Source organism: Curtobacterium sp. VKM Ac-2852 (genome assembly GCF_013205045.1).
GTDB lineage: Bacteria > Actinomycetota > Actinomycetes > Actinomycetales > Microbacteriaceae > Curtobacterium > Curtobacterium flaccumfaciens.
In genome coordinates, this window is the sequence record NZ_JABMLI010000001.1 from 621,901 (window position 1) to 637,758 (window position 15,858).

Sequence of the window (15,858 nt, forward strand, 5' to 3'; positions counted from 1 at the left end):
CCGGCCTACGCGGGGGCGATACCCGGGTTGCCGAACGGGCGACGACGGGTCTTCGAGGTCGACTCGGAGTCCGACGGGTCCGCTGCGGTCGAGGCGGCCTTGCCGGGCACGTCGATCGCGGGCAGGTTGCTGACCGGGCGCTTGTCGCTGGAGAGCCACTGGGGGCGCTCCGGCAGCTTGCGGACGTCCTTGAAGATCTCCACGAGCTCCGGGGCGTCGAGCGTCTCCTTCTCGAGGAGCTCGCCGGCCAGGCGGTCGAGGATGTCGCGGTTGTCGTTGAGCACCTGGTAGGCCTCGTCGTGCGCTGCTTCGAGCAGGGCGCGGGTCTCGGCGTCGACCGTCTGGGCGATGGTCTCCGAGTAGTCGCGACCGGTGCCACCGCTCATGTCACGGCCGACGAACGGCTCGCTCGAGCCGGACCCGAGCTTGACGGACCCGACGGCCTGGCTCATGCCGTACTCGGTGACCATCTTGCGGGCGGTGCCGGTGGCCTTCTCGATGTCGTTCGAGGCGCCGGTGGTCGGGTCGTGGAACACGATCTCCTCGGCGACGCGACCACCCATGGCGTAGGTGAGCTGGTCGAGGAGCTCGTTGCGGGTGACCGAGTACTTGTCCTCGAGCGGGAGCACCATCGTGTAGCCGAGGGCACGGCCGCGGGGCAGGATCGTGATCTTCGTGACCGGGTCGGTGTGCCGCATCGCCGCTGCCGCCAGGGCGTGGCCACCCTCGTGGTACGCGGTGATCAGGCGTTCCTGGTCGGACATGATCCGGGTCCGGCGCTGCGGGCCGGCCATCACGCGGTCGACGGCCTCGTCGAGGGCGCGGTTGTCGATGAGCTGCGCGTTCGAACGGGCGGTCAGCAGGGCCGCCTCGTTCAGGACGTTCGCCAGGTCGGCACCGGTGAAGCCCGGCGTCTTGCGGGCGAGCAGCTCGAGGTCGACGCTCGCGGCGAGCGGCTTGCCCTTCGCGTGCACCTCGAGGATCTGCTTGCGGCCGGCGAGACCCGGAGCGTCGACGCCGATCTGGCGGTCGAAGCGGCCGGGGCGCAGGAGCGCGGGGTCGAGCACGTCGGGACGGTTCGTCGCGGCGATGAGGATGACGTTCGTCTTGCCGTCGAAGCCGTCCATCTCGACGAGGAGCTGGTTCAGCGTCTGCTCGCGCTCGTCGTTGCCACCGCCGATGCCGGCACCACGGTGACGACCGACGGCGTCGATCTCGTCGATGAAGACGATGGCCGGCGAGTTCGCCTTGGCCTGCTCGAAGAGGTCACGGACACGGCTCGCACCGACACCGACGAACATCTCGACGAAGTCCGAACCGGAGATCGAGTAGAACGGCACGCCGGCTTCACCCGCGACGGCGCGGGCGAGCAGGGTCTTGCCGGTTCCGGGAGGGCCGTAGAGCAGCACGCCCTTCGGGATCTTCGCACCGACGGCCTGGAACTTCGCGGGCTCCTTGAGGAACTCCTTGATCTCGTGCAGTTCCTCGATCGCCTCGTCGGCACCCGCGACGTCGGCGAACGACACCTGCGGGTTCTCCTTGTTGTTGATCTTGGCCTTCGACTTGCCGAACTGCATGACCTTCGAGCCGCCGCCCTGGGCGCTCGAGAGCAGGAACCAGAACAGGGCACCGATGATCAGGAACGGCAGCAGGATGCCGAGCAGCGACAGGAACCAGTTGCCCTGTTGCACGGTGTCGTTGTAGCCGTCCGGCAGGTTGGAGTCGTTGACCGCCTGCACCACTTCTTCGCCGCGGGGCGTGGAGTAGTAGAACTGCTCCTGCTTGTCGCCGTCCTTCAGGACGAGGTCGACCCGCTGCTCGGTGGAGTTGATGGTCGCGGACGAGACCTTGTCATCGGAGAGCTGCTCGAGACCCTTCTGGGTGTCGATCTGTTGCGTGCTGCCCTGGCTGATGACGCTCCAGCCGATGAAGATGCCCGCCAGCGCGATCAGCACGTAGAGGTACGGGCCGCGGAAGATGCGCTTGAAGTTCATGTGATCCGGGCGCGAGTGCCCGACACCTTTCTCTGCCGAAGTTGCGTGCAGGTCAGCATACGGCCGCGATTCTGTGGCGAGAATGGGTGTCCTCTGCGGGCGAACTCACCCCCGGGCCAGAGTCGGCCGAGTGCGACCCGAGCGCGGCGGGCCGCCCGTCAGGAGTAGACGTGCGGAGCGAGGACGCCGACACCGCGCAGGTTGCGGTAGCGCTCGTCGTAGTCCAGGCCGTACCCGACCACGAAGGCGTCGGGGATGTCGAAGCCCACGTACTTCACGTCGACCTCGACCTTGGCGGCCTCGGGCTTGCGCAGGAGGGCGACGATCTCGACGCTCGCGGCACCGCGGGACTGCAGGTTCTGCTTGAGCCACGACAGGGTCAGACCGGAGTCGATGATGTCCTCGACGATCAGGACGTCGCGGCCGTGCAGGTCGGTGTCCAGGTCCTTGAGGATCCGCACCACACCGGACGACTTCGTGCCGGAGCCGTACGACGACACCGCCATCCAGTCCATCCGCGCCTGCATCTTGAGGTGGCGCGAGAAGTCCGCCATCACCATGACGGCACCCTTCAGCACCCCGACGAGCAGCGGGTCGCGGCCCGCGTAGTCGGCGTCGACGACCGCCGCGAGCTCGGCGAGCTTCTCGTCGATCTGCTCGGGGGTGAAGAGCACTTCGGACAGGTCTGCCTGGACGTCGGAGAGTTCCACCACGCCAGCCTAACCGGCGCTGAACTCGATGCGGTCGCCGGTCCGCGTGGCACGGACGCCCGGCAGGTCGATCGGGCCCTGTCCGCTCCAGTCCGTGACCAGCCGGCAGACCTCGAGCGTCTGCACGCGCGACAGCGTCACCCCGAACTCGCTCTCCACCGCCAGGCGCACGAGTCGCTGCCGGAGCGCCGGCGGGTTCGCCCCGAGCGCCCGCACCGACAGCGAGATGCCCGCCTCGGAGTGCTCGGCGATGTCCTCGGCGATCTCCTCGGCGAAGTGGTCGAGGGCGGCGGAGTCCTCGCGCAGCTGGTCGGCCGTGCGGGCCAGGGCCTCGGGCACCCCGGCACCGAGCGCCCGTTCGAGCACCGGCAGCAGGGTGTTCCGCACCCGCACCCGCGCGTACGCGGGGTCGTCGTTCTGCGGGTCGTGCCACGGCGCGAGCCCCGCTGCGGCGCACGCCTGCCGGGTCGCGTGGCGCCGGACCGACAGGAGGGGCCGGCCGTACGCCGGGCCGCCGTCGCGTCGGGCGAGCGGCTGCATGCCGGACAGGCTGTCCGGCCCGCTGCCGCGCAGCAGGCCGAGCAGCACCGTCTCGGCCTGGTCGTCCAGGGTGTGGCCCAGCAGCACGAGGGGTGACCCGGTGGCGGCCGCGACCTCGGCGATCGACGCGTGGCGGGCCTCCCGGGCGGCGCCTTCCGGGCCACCGTCGGAGCCGACCGTGACCCTGCGGACCGTCACCGGGTCGAGTCCCAGCTCGGATGCCTGCCGGGAGGCGCGGCTCGCGACCGCCTCGGAGCCCGCCTGGAGCGCGTGGTCGACGACCACTGCCCCGGCCCGCAGACCCTGCTTGCCCGCTTCGAACGCGGTGGCCGCCGCCAGGGCGAGGGAGTCCGGTCCGCCGCTCAGTGCGACGAGGACCAGGTCGCCTGCGGCGACCACACCGTCGTCGACGGCTGCGGCGAGCAGGTCGCGGACCGCCAGGCGGGTCTCGGCGACGGCGGGGTCGAGCCGGGGACGCGGAGAGTTCACCCGGTAACGTTAGCCGCGCTTTCGCAACACACGACAGTCCCCGAAGCAGACACAGGAGCGCAACATGGCCGCGTACGACGTCGTCGTCGAGATCCCCAAGGGCAGCCGCAACAAGTACGAGGTGGACCACGAGACCGGTCGCGTCTACCTCGACCGCGTGCTGTTCACCTCGTTCGTCTACCCCACCGACTACGGGTTCTTCGAGAAGACCCTGGCCGACGACGGTGACCCCGTGGACGCGCTGCTGCTGCTCGAGTTCCCGACGTTCCCCGGCGTCGGCGTCAAGGTCCGCCCCGTCGGCGTCTTCAAGATGAGCGACGAGGCCGGCAACGACGAGAAGGTCCTCGTCGTCCCCGCCAAGGACCCGCGCTGGGCACACATCCAGGACATCTCGGACGTGCCGGAGCAGACGAAGGCCGAGATCGCGCACTTCTTCGAGCGCTACAAGGACCTCGAGCCGAACAAGTGGGTCAAGGCCGAGGGCTGGGGCGACGCCGCCGAGGCCGAGCGCATCGTGCAGGCCGGTCAGGCCGCGTACGTGCCCGGCTCGCACTGACGATCCCCTGACGACGAACGGCGCCCGCTCTCCTTCCGGAGGGCGGGCGCCGTTCTGTGTGCGGCGTGGGCTGCTGTTGCGCGGGGCGGGCCGCGCGGGGCATGCCGGGGGCGTACCTGGTGGAAACGGGCGTACCTGGTGCGTTGATCCGTGCAGGTACGCCCGATCTCGCTTGGTACTGCAGCCGCTCTTGGAAAGAACGGGCAGACCGGGAGCGGGCTACAGGGAACCGCTCGGGCGGGCGACGTAGGGCATGAGCTGGTTCGGCAGCCAGATGGCACGCTCGACGACGCCGACGCCGGGGCGCGCGGCCTCGACCATGGTGCCGTAGCTCGTCACGATCGAGTCGTGGTACGCCCCCGAGGCGGTGCCGTTCGACGAGTAGAACAGGATGTCGCCGGGCTGGCGCTGGGACAGCGGGACGAGGCGACCGATCGACTTGAAGTAGTTGTACTGCCAGACGACGTTGTGCCCACCGGTCGCGATGCCCTGCGAGTTGTAGGCCATCATCACGAGGCCGGAGCAGTCCCAGGTGTTCGGGCCGGCGCCGCCGAGGACGTACGCCTCGCCGAGTTGCCCTCGGGCGTAGGAGATCGCGCCGGCGGCCTTCGAGGGGCTGCTCGGGGCCGGTGCGGGGGCGGGTGCCGGGGCAGGAGCCGGCGCGGGAGCAGGGGCGGGTGCCGGCTTGCTCGGCGTGCTGGGAGTGCTCGGCTTGCTCGGGGTGCTCGGTTTCGCGGGGGTGCCGGGGTTCGACGGGGTGCTCGGCTTGGACGGCGTGCTCGGGACGGCCGGAGTGGAGGTCCCGCCACCGGTGCTGCCGGTGCCGCCCGTGCTGCCGGTGTTGCCGGTGTCGCTGCCGCTCGTGCCCCCGCCGGTGGCGTTCCCGGTGCCGGCGTCGCCCGTCTGCTTGGCGATGGCGGCCGCGGCGGCCTTCGCCTGCTGCGCGCTCCAGTACGCGGTCTCCGTCGCGACGCTCGTGCCCTTCAGGTACGCGAGCTGCCGCAGGACCTCGGCCTGCTGGTCCTGTTCCTTCTGCACCCGCGCCTGGGCGCCTGCGGCCACGTCGTTGGCCGTCGCGAAGGTGGTCTTCGTCGCCGCGGTCGCCTTGCTCAGGGCCTTCTCGGCGGCGGACTGCTGGGCCGCCAGGGACTCGACGGTCTTCTGGTCGGCGCGTGCCTCGGCCAGGACGGTCGCGGAGCGCTCGGACAGGTGCGACATCGTGCCGACGCGGTAGAGCAGGTCCTTCGAGTCCGACGAGTCCATGAGCATCGTCGTCGACAGGTCACCGCCGCCCGTGCGGGACAGCTCGACCACGAGCCCGGCGACCTGGCCGGCCGAGTCGTCCGCCCGGTCCTTCGCACGCTTCGACTGCGCGGACAGGTCGGCGAGGGTGTCCTCGGCCTCCTGCTGCTGCGAGGCCGCCAGGGCGTACGCCTGCCCGGCCTGCTGCTCGGCGACACCGGCCTGGTCGGCGGCGTCCTGCAGCGTGCCGAGCCGGTCGCTCAGCTCGTCGACCGTCTGCTGGGCGTCGGCCGCGTCGGACTTGGCGGCCTTGACGTCGTCCCAGGACGGACCCGAGGGCGCGGCCTGGGCCGGTCCGGCGATGACGACCGACAGGCCGATGCCGAGCACGGCGATGGTCGCGATCCCGCAGGAGAACGAGCGAGCGGAGGTGGTCATGACGTGGAAGGACTCGTTCCGGTGGCGCTGATGCTCATACCGAGATCCCCCGCGCTGCCATGAAGGGGACCGGGTCGACGGCAGCGCCGTTGACCCGGGTCTCGAAGTGGAGGTGGCACCCGGTCGACCAGCCGGTCGAGCCGATCTTGGCGATCTGCTGCCCCGCGGTGACGTGCTGGCCGGCGGTGACCATGATCCCGCCGTCGACGACGTGGCCGTACGCGGTGGAGATGCCGCCGCCGTTGTCGAGGATGACCTCGTTGCCGTACCCGCCACCGTTGCCGGCGAAGGTGACGGTGCCGTCGTGTGCCGCGTAGATCGGGGCGTAGCAGGCCGGGGCCAGGTCGACACCGGCGTGCAGGGCGCTGACGTGCGTGTAGGGGTCGACGCGGTAGCCGTAGGGACTGGTCTGGTACCCGCCGGCGGGGCGGACCCAGCCGGACGCGTTCGCGGTGCCGCCGCCCGTGCCGCCCTGGCTCGTGGCTGCGGCCTTCGCGGCTGCCCTGGCGGCAGCAGCCGCGATCTGTGCCTGCCGCTTCTTCTCGGCGGCGACGCCCTTGCGGTAGTCCGCCTCGACGCCCTGCTGCTTGGTGGTGAGGGCCGTCAGCTGCGCCTCGAGCCGGGACTGGTTGTCGTTCTGGGCGTCCACCGCGGTCTGTGCGGCGTCGGCGGCACCCTGGGCCTGCTGCATCTTCGACTGTGCGGCCTCGGCGAGGTCACCCAGGGCTGCTTTTGCGGTGTCCGCCTTGTCGGCCTGGGCCTGGGCGGTGCCGCGGTCCTGCGAGGCCTGCGAGTAGATGCCGTCGGCCTGCTCGCTGAGCTTCGACATGGCACCGAGCTCGTAGAGCAGGTCACCGGAGTCCGAGGGGTGCGTGAGGATGTCGGTCGTCACGTCGTTGGCGCTGGCCCGACCGAGCTGCGCGGCGAGCTGACCGGCCTGCGCTTCGGACCGCGCGGCGGTCTGCTCGGCCTCGTCGGCCTGGGACTGCAGCGACTTCTGCTTGAGCGTCGCCTCGTCGTACTTGCTCTGCGCGGCCTGGTACGCCTCGCCCGCGGCCTGGGCTGTCTTCTGCTTGGCAGCCGCCTCGCTCTTCAGCGACGAGATGAGCGACTTGATCTCGCTGACCTTGGCCTGCTGGGCGCTGGTCGACGACTTCGCCTGCTGCACCTCGTCCCAGCTGGGGTAGCTCGCAGCGCTGGCGGACGACGTCGGGGCAAGGGCCGCGAGCGTGCCGGCCGTGAGCGCGACGGCGACCGCGGCGGCGATCAGGCGGCTGCGGGTGCGGAGGGAGAAGGGAGTGGAGGTCGACATGTATCTCGATTTCGTAACAGCGCGGCAAGGCTCACGCACGTAACACTGTTAACAGGTGCAACAGTAACAACACGCGTCGCAGGCTCGACAGCCCCTCGGACGAGGGGTGCGGCCGCCGACGATGCTCGCACCGACAGCATCGGAGACCCGTGCGCTGACGCCGCGACACGCCGGGGATGCACGGTTGACGGGGTCGGATTTGTGAAACCCGGGGGGCATCCGTATGCTTGTCCATCGGTAGCGCGATGCACTGCTTGCGGCCCTATCGTTTAGTGGCCTAGGACACCGCCCTTTCACGGCGGCAGCACGGGTTCGAATCCCGTTGGGGTCACTCCTTGAGTGAGCGAGCAAGTAGTACTGAACAACACCACAGCAATTCAATATGGCCCTGTAGCGCAGCTGGTTAGCGTGCCGCCCTGTCACGGCGGAGGTCGCGGGTTCAAGTCCCGTCAGGGTCGCCACGGCTGGATAGCTCAGTTGGTAGAGCGTTCGACTGAAAATCGAAAGGTCCACGGATCGATGCCGTGTCCAGCCACCGGTGAAGGCCCCCTGCTTCGGCAGGGGGCCTTTTCCGTTGTCTGAGCGGTGTGACGTCGGTCGCAGCGCACAACCAAAGTCACCCCGAACCACGCAGCGGCGCAGTTCGGGGTGACTCCGGTTGTGCGGCTCGCGTTCGAGCCGGTTCGCCGACGGCCTGGAGGCGCGGGTCGCCTCCGCACGTCGGCTTCTGCGGTCAGGCCTCGCGGGTCTTCGGGCTGCTGTCGTTCGTCTTCGCGGGGTCGCGCTCGACCACGGCGCCCAGGGCATCGTCGATCCGCGACATGAGCTCCGCGGGGATCGTGACGCCGGCAGCGCCCGCGTTGTCGTGCACCTGCTCCGGACGCGAGGCCCCGATGATCGCGCTCGCGACGTTGTCGTTCTGCAGGACCCAGGCGACGGCGAGCTGCGCCATCGACAGGTTGAGCTCGTCGGCAATCGGCTGCAGCTCCTGCACCGAGGACAGCACCTCGTCGCGCATGAACCGCTTGATCATGTCCGCGCCGCCCTTGTCATCGGTCGCGCGGGAGCCCTCGGGCAGCGGCTGACCCGGCTTGTACTTGCCGGTGAGCACCCCCTGGGCGATCGGGGACCAGACGATCTGCGAGATGCCGAGTTCCTTCGAGGTGGGGACGACCTCGTCCTCGATGACCCGCCACAGCGCCGAGTACTGCGGCTGGTTCGAGATGAGCTGGAAGCCGAGGTCCTTCGCGAGCGCAGCACCCGCACGCAGCTGGTCCGCGGTCCACTCGCTGACGCCGACGTACAGGACCTTGCCCTGGCGCACGATGTCCGCGAAGGCCTGCATCGTCTCTTCGAGCGGGGTCTCGTGGTCGTAGCGGTGCGCCTGGTACAGGTCGACGTAGTCCGTCTGCAGCCGCTGCAGCGAGCCGTCGATCGACTCGAGGATGTGCTTGCGGGACAGCCCGGTGTCGTTGTGGCCCTTCGGACCGGTCGGCCCGAACACCTTCGTGGCGATCTCGAGGGACTGGCGCCGCTCCCCCTTGAGCGCTTCGCCGAGGACCGTCTCCGCGCCGGTGTTGGCGTAGACGTCGGCGGTGTCGAACGTCGAGATGCCGACCTCGAGGGCGGCCTTGACGCAGGCGATCGCCGCGTCGTTCTCGACCTGGGATGCGTGGGTGAGCCAGTTGCCGTAGGTGATCTCGGAGACCTTGAGGCCCGAGTTGCCGAGGTAGCGGTACTCCATGTGCGTGTCACTCCTGTCGTGGGGCGCGTCGGTGCGACCCGAACCGTGACGGTAGTCGCGTCGCCCCCAGGAGCACTCGGCCTGCGAGTGCACACCTGTACGCTGATGTTTCAGAGACGATCGGAAAAGACGAAACCCCGGCGATGTGGCCTGAGCCAGGGATCGTTCCGGGGTCTTCGTGAACAACGGTAGCAGGCGAGGCGGGATGCAGGAAGACGAGCTCGAGCGGCTCATCACAGCCGAACGGCTCCGTTCGTACGCAGGGCGGACCGGGTCGTCGACTGAAGCACTGCGGCTCTACGAGTGGAACATGCGAGCCGCGGCGGCGGTCATGGAGCTCACCGGCGTCGTCGAGGTGTTCGCTCGCAATGCGCTCGACCGTGAACTCTGCGCGTGGGCATCGAGCCGCGCCGGGCCACCCTGGTTCGACATGGCACCACTCGACAGCCGCGGGCGTGCCGACCTCGCCAAGGCACGGGCACGGGCGAGTCGAGAAGGTCGTCGTCCCGAAGTGCACGGACGGGTCATCGCGGAACTCAGCTTCGGGTTCTGGCGGTACCTCGTGGAATCGCGTTACCACACGTCGCTCTGGGTTCCTGGCCTGCATCGAGCCTTTCCGCACGGGCCGGACGACCTGCGGATCCGACGGAGCGAGGTGGCGCGACGGCTCCAGCAGCTGCACTTCGTGCGGAACCGCGCCGCGCACCACGAACCCATCCACGCGCGGAACCTGCAGCGGGACCACGACTTCGCACTCGAACTGCTCAGCTGGATCAGTCCACACGCGGCATCCTGGGCTGAGGGCACCACGTCGATCGAAGCCGTGCTCCGTGCCCGCCCCGACGGGTAGGTGCAGGATCGAAAGGGTTGCGGCACGGAGCGGTGCCGCCGGAAGCGAGGGAGCATCCATGACCGGAGCGAGCGTGTTGTTCATCGGCGGGAGCGGCGTGATCAGCGCCGCCTGCGTCCGGGAGGCCGTCGAGCAGGGGTTCGACGTGACCGTGCTCAACCGGGGGACCACCGGGGGCAGGCCGATCCCGGAGGGTGTGACGCGCCTCCAGGCCGACGTGTCGGACCGCAGCGCACTGGCGGACGCACTCGGCGACCAGCGCTTCGACGTGGTCGTGAACTGGATCGCCTTCACACCGGACCAGGTGCAGGCCGACGTCGACTTCTTCGCCGGGCGGACGCGGCAGTACGTGTTCATCAGCTCGGCCTCGGCGTACCAGACGCCGGCGACGCACCTGCCGATCACGGAGTCGACGCCGCTGAAGAACCCGTACTGGCAGTACTCGCGCGACAAGATCGCGTGCGAGGAGCTGCTGATGCAGGCGTACCGGGAGCAGGACTTCCCGGTGACGATCGTGCGGCCGTCGCACACCTACGACGAGACGAAGCTGCCGCTGACCGGCGGCTGGACCGCTGTGGCTCGGATGCGAGCTGGCAAGCCGGTCATCATCACCGGCGACGGCACCTCGCTGTGGACCCTGACGCACAGCCGTGACTTCGCGGTCGGGTTCACGGGGCTGCTCGACCGGGCCGAGGCGATCGGTGAGCCCTTCACGATCACGAGCGACGAAGCGCCGACGTGGAACGCCATCGCGCACGAGATCGCGGCGGCGGCCGGAGTCGAGGACCTGCGGATCGTGCACGTGCCGGCGGATGCCATCGCCGCCGCGGACGCGGAGTGGGGCGCGGCGCTGCTCGGCGACAAGGCGAACAGCTCGGTGTTCGACAACAGCAAGATCCGGTCGCTCGTGCCGTGGTACCGGCCGCGCACCACCTACCGGCAGGGTGTGCGGGAGGTCATCGCCTGGTACGAGGCGCACCCCGAGGAGCAGGTCGTCGACGAGCGGCTCGATGCCCTGATGGACGAGCTGGCGGCGCGCTGGGCCGTGTGAGCCGCACTGGGTGACGCGCGCCGGGTGACGCGCGTCGGCGCACGCAAGACACCGGTGTTCGCGCTCCACACCGCGGGATGCGGGGGTTCAACGCGCGAACACCGGTGTTTTGCGGATCAGGTCAGGCGCGCGCGGCCAGGACGTCGGCCAGGGTTCCGATCGCGAAGCGCACCTCGTCGTCGGTGACGACCAGGGGCGGCGCGAAGCGGATCGTCGACCCTTGGGTGTCCTTCACCAGGAGCCCGCGGTCGGCGAGGTCCTTCGAGATCGCCTTGCCGGTGCCGAGCGCGGGGTCGATGTCGATCCCCGCCCACAGTCCGGCCACGCGGTGCGAGACGACACCCTTGCCGAGCAGGTCGTCGAGCAGGCCGCGCAACAGCGGTTCGCCGTCGAGGGCCCGCTGCTGGAAGGTGCCCTCTCCGAGCATCGCCACGACCTCGGCGCCGACGGCCGCGGCGAGCGGGTTGCCGCCGAAGGTCGACCCGTGTTCGCCGGGGCGCAGGACGCCGAGGACGGTAGCCGAACCGACGACCGCCGACACCGGCACGATGCCGCCGCCGAGGGCCTTGCCGAGCGTGATGAGGTCGGGGCGGACCCCGACGCGCTGCACCGCGAGCGTGTGTCCGGTGCGACCGAGGCCGGACTGGATCTCGTCGGCGATGAACAGCGCACCGAACTCGTCGCAGACCGCGCGGACGTCAGGAAGGTAGGACTCCGGCGGGATGACCACGCCGCCCTCGCCCTGGATCGGCTCGAGCAGCACGGCGACGACGGTCTCGTCCATCGCCTCGCGCAGGGCCGCAGCGTCGCCGTACGGCACCGTGCGGAAGCCCGGCGTGAACGGCCCGAAGTCATCGTGGGCCGAGGGGTCGTCCGAGAACGAGATGATCGTCGTGGTGCGGCCGTGGAAGTTCCCGGACGCGACGATGATCGTCGCCCGCTCGGCCGGCACGCCCTTGACGCGGTAGCCCCAGGCGCGGGACACCTTGATCGCGGACTCGACGGCCTCGGCACCGGTGTTCATCGGCAGGACCATCTCGGTCTCCGTCAACGCCGCCAGTGCTGCGGCGAACGGCCCGAGCTGGTCGTTCACGAACGCGCGGCTCGTGAGCGTCACGCGGTCGAGCTGCGCCCGTGCGGCGTCGAGCAGCCGCGGGTTGCCGTGGCCGAAGTTCACCGCCGAGTACGCGGCGAGCCCGTCCAGGTACTGCTTGCCGTCGACGTCGGTGACGGTCGCTCCGGCACCCGACGCGATGACGACGGGCAGTGGGCTGTAGTTGTGCGCGAGGGCGCGGTCCTCGACGGCGAGCGCCGCCGCGGTGTTGACCCCGAGCGACGCTGCCGCCGACATCAGCTGACCCCGAGCGAACGCGCGACCGAGGTGCCGGTGCCGACCGGGTGCAGGTCGAGGGTGCAGCACTTCACGCCGCCGCCGCCGAGCAGCAGCTCGGACAGGTCGACGCCGATCGGGTTGTAGCCCTTCTCCCGCAGCTGCTCGGCGAACCGAACAGCCCGGGCGGCGATCACGACGTTGTACCCGTCGGAGTACGAGTTCAGGCCGAGGATCGCGGCGTCTTCTTCGGTGGCGATGATCGCGTCGGGGAAGCGCTCGCGCAGGATCGCCAGCGACGGCTCGTCGAAGGCGCTCTCCAGGTACGCGATGTTGCTCGTCCCGTCGACGGCGGGCTCGGGGTCGAGCACGGCGATGGCGGTGTCGAGGTGGTAGAAGCTCGGGTTGATGAGCTTGAGGGTGACGACCTCGCGGCCGTAGATCTTCGCGAGCTCGTCGTGCGAGGTGCTGTCCGACCGGAAGCCGGTGCCGGCGAAGATGGTGTCCCCGATGAGCAGGAAGTCACCCTCGCCCTCGTTGGTCTGCTCCGGCTCGGCGACGGTCAGACCGGCCTGGCGGAACCAGTCCATGTACGCGGGGCCCTCGGGCTGGCGCTCCGGGTACTGGAACTTGGCGCCGTAGGCGATGCCGTCGAGGACGAATCCGCCGTTGGCCGCGTAGACCATGTCCGGCAGGCCGTCGATCGGGTCGATGTACGAGATGTCGAAGCCGAGCTGCTCGTAGACGGCGACGAGCGACTCCCACTGCTGGACGGCCTTCGACGTGTCGGTCGGCTCCTCCGGGTGCATCCACGGGTTGATCCGGTAGCTCACGGTGTAGAAGTCCGGCTTGCACATCAGGATCGTGCGCTTGGTGGCGACACGGGCCGGGGTGGCGACGGACTCGGGGGCGGGTGCGGTGTTCGACATCAGTCCTCCTGGAAGGGACCGGGGCCCGAGCCTGCCAGGAACCGAAACGGAACGAGGAGAAGAGCTCCGGTGAGATGCAGGCTCACTCACCGCAGCGGACCAGGTCGACGCCACTCAGAAGTCTGGCATGAACCGTCCGACGAGTGCAGTCCCCCGCCTGCGGGACCGTGACACCCGTTCGGGTGACGCACGTTTCGTGCGCCAGACCCACCAGCCTCGCAACAAGTCCGCGTACGATGGGGACAAATGGATACGCTCGACCACCGCATCCTGGATCAGCTCCGGGACAACGCCCGCGCCGGCTACGGCGACATCGGGTCGGTGGTCGGACTCTCGGCCTCGGCCGTCAAGCGCCGCGTCGACCGGCTGGTCGGTGACGGCGTCATCCAGGGCTTCACGATCAAGGTCGACCCCGCCGTCGAGGACCGCGGCACCGAGGCCTGGGTCGAGCTCTACTGCCGCGGCACCGTCTCGCCCGACGAGCTGCGTGCCCTGCTCGACACCGTCCCCGAGGTCATCGACGCCGGCACGGTCACCGGCAGCGCCGACGCCGTCGTGCACATGCGCTCGAAGGACCTGTCCGCGCTCGAGGAGGCGCTCGACAAGGTCCGCCTCGCACCCCAGGTCGACCACACCCGCTCCGCGATCGTGCTCTCCAAGCTCGTCAGTCGAGAGACCGCGTAACGTCCCACGCATGGGACGGAAGACGGTCTGGAGGCGAGACTCGGCACCCACGGGATCGCGCCCGGCCCGGCAGCTGGTCACCGCTGCGAGCGTCGCCTACGTCGCGAACTGCCTGTGGGGCACCGCGGTCGCCGTGCGGCTGATCCGCACGAGGAAGCTCCGCGTCGTGCACCACGGCCTGTTCGTCGTGACCGCGACCCTGACCGGCGTCGCGGCGACGACCCCCGCGTGGACGCGCGACCGAACCGCACTGTTCCTGCTGCCGGCACTCGTGCCGCTGGCGGTCGCTCCACGCACGAATCCGCGCTCCGGAGCACACTGGAGGGTCGCGGTCGCCGCCGCACCGTCCTACCTGGGGGCCGTGCTCGCACGCAGGCGATCAGAGAGGTGAGCAGTGGAGCTGTTCGAGGCCATCCGACGACGACGCACGACGAACGGGCCGTTCCTGCCCGATCCGGTGTCGGACGAGCACCAGCGGCTGCTCATGGAGCTCGCCGGCCGGGCGCCGTCGCAGCTCAACAGCCAGCCGTGGCGCTTCGTGCTGATCGAGGAACGCCAGACGATCGACCGCGTCGCCGAGATCAGCGGCAGCTCGATGACCCGCACCATGGCCGAGGGCACGTTCTTCGAGCGGTACAAGCCGTACTTCCGGTTCTCCAAGGCCGAGATGGACGAGCGGCGCGACGGCATGCTGTTCGACAAGCTCCCCGGGCCGCTGCGGCCGTTCACGAAGCAGGTGTTCACGAAGCGCGGGCAGCTGCTCATGAACACGCTCCGGGTGCCGCAGACCCTGGGTGAGGAGAACCGGAAGCTCGTCGCCGGGTCACCGCTGCTGCTCGGCGTGATGCTCGACCGCCACGAGTACCGGAAGGAGGAGCTGTCCGGCTTCTACTCGGTGTTCAGCATGGGCGCGGCGATGGAGAACATCTGGCTCGCGACGACCGAGCTCGGCCTGGGGATCCAGTTCGTGTCCTTCCCGATGGAGACCCCCGGCGCGTGGGAGGAGATCGAGGGACTGCTCCGCGTGCCCGAGTCGCTCGAGCTGATGGCCGTCTACCGGATCGGGTACCTGCCCCCGGAACGACGACGGCCGGCCATCGACTGGACGTCGAGCGAGCGGAAGCGTCCCTCGCAGTACGTGTTCCGCGGCACCTGCGACACCCCGCAGCGCGGGTGGGACGACGCACCCGTCGCAGCCCACATCGAACCGGAGGCGACCACATCGTGACCGACACCCGACCCACCCAGACCGCTCCGAGCCTCCAGGCCGTCGCCCCCGGCCTGCCGGGCCGCCCCTGGATCTCGCAGGACTGGCTCGACGTCGTCTTCGTGCACTGGCGCGTCGACGTGTCGGCGGTGGCCCCGCTGCTGCCGGCCGGAACGCGGCCCGACACGATGGCGCTCGACGGCACCGACGACGGGGTGACCACCTGGGTGGGCCTCATCGCGTTCCGGTTCGAGGACACCCGGTTCCCGCCGTTCTCGACCGGGAGCATCGGCGACTTCGTCGAGCTGAACGTCCGCGTCTATACGGTCGACGAGCAGGGGCAGCGCGGGGTCGTGTTCCTGTCGCTCGACGCCGGCAAGCTCCTGCCGACCATCGGCGCACGCGTCGCGACCGGACTGCCGTACCGGTGGGCGATCGCGGAGTCGCGCAGCGGTGACGGCCGCGTGGGGTACGCGATGCGGCGGCACGGCACCCACCTGCGGTCGATGCTCGACGTCCGTGTGGGCGAGGTGCTCGACGAGCCGGGGCCCCTCGAGACGTTCCTGACGGCGCGGTGGGGCATGCACGTGCACCGGGCCGGACGGACGCGGTTCTGGCCGAACGAGCACGAGTCGTGGCCGTTGCACCGGGCCTCGGTCGTGTCGCTGCGGGACGACCTGGTCGGGGCTGCCGGGCTGCCCTTCGGGCTGACCGAGCTCGAGCCGGACTCGGTGCTCTACTCGCCGGGGGTCACGACGCGGTTCGGTCGGGGGCGCTGAGGG

General features: G+C 69.9%; 15 protein-coding genes and 3 tRNA genes. 10 read left to right on the forward strand and 8 right to left on the reverse strand.

Translation table 11 applies throughout. The annotated features are described in order from the left end of the window. Nucleotides 1-5 precede the first annotated feature (5 nt). The 3 genes from ftsH to tilS all read right to left on the reverse strand — a co-directional run bounded on the left by ftsH (nt 6) and on the right by tilS (nt 3,733). Nucleotides 6-1,994, reverse strand: a complete 1,989-nt coding sequence (gene ftsH, locus HQQ79_RS03075; protein ID WP_111192549.1) for an ATP-dependent zinc metalloprotease FtsH — start codon at nt 1,992-1,994, stop codon at nt 6-8. 158 nt (nt 1,995-2,152) lie between these two features. After that, nucleotides 2,153-2,704, reverse strand: coding sequence for a hypoxanthine phosphoribosyltransferase (hpt, locus tag HQQ79_RS03080; protein ID WP_017887686.1), 552 nt, complete (start codon nt 2,702-2,704; stop codon nt 2,153-2,155). Nucleotides 2,705-2,713: 9 nt separating this feature from the next. Beyond that, the gene (tilS, locus tag HQQ79_RS03085) at nt 2,714-3,733 is read right to left on the reverse strand and encodes a tRNA lysidine(34) synthetase TilS (RefSeq protein ID WP_173032460.1); all 1,020 of its coding nucleotides are present in this window, start codon (nt 3,731-3,733) and stop codon (nt 2,714-2,716) included. Between the two features lie 64 nt (nt 3,734-3,797). Here tilS and HQQ79_RS03090 point away from each other — a divergent pair, with 64 nt between their 5' ends. After that, entirely contained in the window at nt 3,798-4,289 is a 492-nt protein-coding gene (locus tag HQQ79_RS03090) for an inorganic diphosphatase (RefSeq protein ID WP_027467055.1), read from the forward strand. A 219-nt stretch (nt 4,290-4,508) separates the two neighbouring features. On the opposite strand, the gene HQQ79_RS03095 is transcribed toward HQQ79_RS03090, so the two are convergent. After that, entirely contained in the window at nt 4,509-5,969 is a 1,461-nt protein-coding gene (locus tag HQQ79_RS03095; RefSeq protein ID WP_173032461.1) for an NlpC/P60 family protein, read from the reverse strand. Between the two features lie 34 nt (nt 5,970-6,003). Further along, nucleotides 6,004-7,281 carry a M23 family metallopeptidase gene (locus HQQ79_RS03100; protein ID WP_173032462.1) on the reverse strand — a complete coding sequence of 426 codons (1,278 nt, stop codon included), beginning with the start codon at nt 7,279-7,281 and terminating at the stop codon, nt 6,004-6,006. A gap of 258 nt (nt 7,282-7,539) precedes the next feature. Between HQQ79_RS03100 and HQQ79_RS03105 the strand changes: the two genes are divergently transcribed. From HQQ79_RS03105 to HQQ79_RS03115, 3 genes are all read left to right on the forward strand, one after another. Beyond that, nucleotides 7,540-7,612 (forward strand) — tRNA-Glu (locus HQQ79_RS03105). Between the two features lie 53 nt (nt 7,613-7,665). Next, a tRNA-Asp gene (locus HQQ79_RS03110) sits at nt 7,666-7,742 on the forward strand. A gap of 1 nt (nt 7,743) precedes the next feature. Further along, nucleotides 7,744-7,816, forward strand: a tRNA-Phe gene (locus HQQ79_RS03115). Between the two features lie 198 nt (nt 7,817-8,014). Here the strand turns inward: HQQ79_RS03115 and HQQ79_RS03120 are convergent. After that, nucleotides 8,015-9,025 carry an aldo/keto reductase family protein gene (locus HQQ79_RS03120; protein WP_173032463.1) on the reverse strand — a complete coding sequence of 337 codons (1,011 nt, stop codon included), beginning with the start codon at nt 9,023-9,025 and terminating at the stop codon, nt 8,015-8,017. A 205-nt stretch (nt 9,026-9,230) separates the two neighbouring features. Here HQQ79_RS03120 and HQQ79_RS03125 point away from each other — a divergent pair, with 205 nt between their 5' ends. Next, a complete protein-coding gene (locus tag HQQ79_RS03125) occupies nt 9,231-9,875 on the forward strand; it encodes a hypothetical protein (RefSeq protein WP_173032464.1) in 645 nt (214 codons plus the stop codon). 58 nt (nt 9,876-9,933) lie between these two features. Then, entirely contained in the window at nt 9,934-10,926 is a 993-nt protein-coding gene (locus HQQ79_RS03130) for an NAD-dependent epimerase/dehydratase family protein (RefSeq protein WP_173032465.1), read from the forward strand. A gap of 121 nt (nt 10,927-11,047) precedes the next feature. Here the strand turns inward: HQQ79_RS03130 and rocD are convergent, their stop codons facing one another. Together rocD and ddaH are read right to left on the reverse strand one after the other, a co-directional pair. Next, complete coding sequence (rocD, locus tag HQQ79_RS03135) at nt 11,048-12,277, reverse strand: ornithine--oxo-acid transaminase (RefSeq protein WP_173032466.1); 1,230 nt, start codon at nt 12,275-12,277, stop codon at nt 11,048-11,050. Then, the gene (ddaH, locus tag HQQ79_RS03140) at nt 12,277-13,185 is read right to left on the reverse strand and encodes a dimethylargininase (protein WP_173032467.1); all 909 of its coding nucleotides are present in this window, start codon (nt 13,183-13,185) and stop codon (nt 12,277-12,279) included. Before ddaH ends, rocD begins: the two co-directional genes overlap by 1 nt. A gap of 246 nt (nt 13,186-13,431) precedes the next feature. Between ddaH and HQQ79_RS03145 the strand changes: the two genes are divergently transcribed. From HQQ79_RS03145 to HQQ79_RS03160, 4 genes are read left to right on the forward strand one after another with little or no spacing between them, the layout of a single operon-like run. Then, nucleotides 13,432-13,869, forward strand: coding sequence for an Lrp/AsnC family transcriptional regulator (locus HQQ79_RS03145; RefSeq protein WP_017887694.1), 438 nt, complete (start codon nt 13,432-13,434; stop codon nt 13,867-13,869). A 10-nt stretch (nt 13,870-13,879) separates the two neighbouring features. Then, nucleotides 13,880-14,260, forward strand: a complete 381-nt coding sequence (locus HQQ79_RS03150; RefSeq protein WP_173032468.1) for a hypothetical protein — start codon at nt 13,880-13,882, stop codon at nt 14,258-14,260. A 3-nt stretch (nt 14,261-14,263) separates the two neighbouring features. Continuing rightward, nucleotides 14,264-15,097, forward strand: coding sequence for a nitroreductase family protein (locus tag HQQ79_RS03155; RefSeq protein WP_027467047.1), 834 nt, complete (start codon nt 14,264-14,266; stop codon nt 15,095-15,097). Beyond that, on the forward strand, nt 15,094-15,855 hold the full coding sequence (locus HQQ79_RS03160; protein WP_367948045.1) for a YqjF family protein: 762 nt from the start codon (nt 15,094-15,096) through the stop codon (nt 15,853-15,855). Before HQQ79_RS03155 ends, HQQ79_RS03160 begins: the two co-directional genes overlap by 4 nt. Nucleotides 15,856-15,858: the final 3 nt, after the last annotated feature.

Coding starts and splice junctions, on each gene's coding strand:
- ftsH (WP_111192549.1), bottom strand. CDS start 1,994: ATGAACTTCAAGCGCATCTTCCGCGGCCCGTACCTCTACGTGCTGATC.
- HQQ79_RS03090 (WP_027467055.1), top strand. CDS start 3,798: ATGGCCGCGTACGACGTCGTCGTCGAGATCCCCAAGGGCAGCCGCAAC.
- HQQ79_RS03095 (WP_173032461.1), bottom strand. CDS start 5,969: ATGACCACCTCCGCTCGCTCGTTCTCCTGCGGGATCGCGACCATCGCC.
- HQQ79_RS03100 (WP_173032462.1), bottom strand. CDS start 7,281: ATGTCGACCTCCACTCCCTTCTCCCTCCGCACCCGCAGCCGCCTGATC.
- HQQ79_RS03120 (WP_173032463.1), bottom strand. CDS start 9,025: ATGGAGTACCGCTACCTCGGCAACTCGGGCCTCAAGGTCTCCGAGATC.
- HQQ79_RS03125 (WP_173032464.1), top strand. CDS start 9,231: ATGCAGGAAGACGAGCTCGAGCGGCTCATCACAGCCGAACGGCTCCGT.
- HQQ79_RS03130 (WP_173032465.1), top strand. CDS start 9,934: ATGACCGGAGCGAGCGTGTTGTTCATCGGCGGGAGCGGCGTGATCAGC.
- rocD (WP_173032466.1), bottom strand. CDS start 12,277: ATGTCGGCGGCAGCGTCGCTCGGGGTCAACACCGCGGCGGCGCTCGCC.
- ddaH (WP_173032467.1), bottom strand. CDS start 13,185: ATGTCGAACACCGCACCCGCCCCCGAGTCCGTCGCCACCCCGGCCCGT.
- HQQ79_RS03145 (WP_017887694.1), top strand. CDS start 13,432: ATGGATACGCTCGACCACCGCATCCTGGATCAGCTCCGGGACAACGCC.
- HQQ79_RS03150 (WP_173032468.1), top strand. CDS start 13,880: ATGGGACGGAAGACGGTCTGGAGGCGAGACTCGGCACCCACGGGATCG.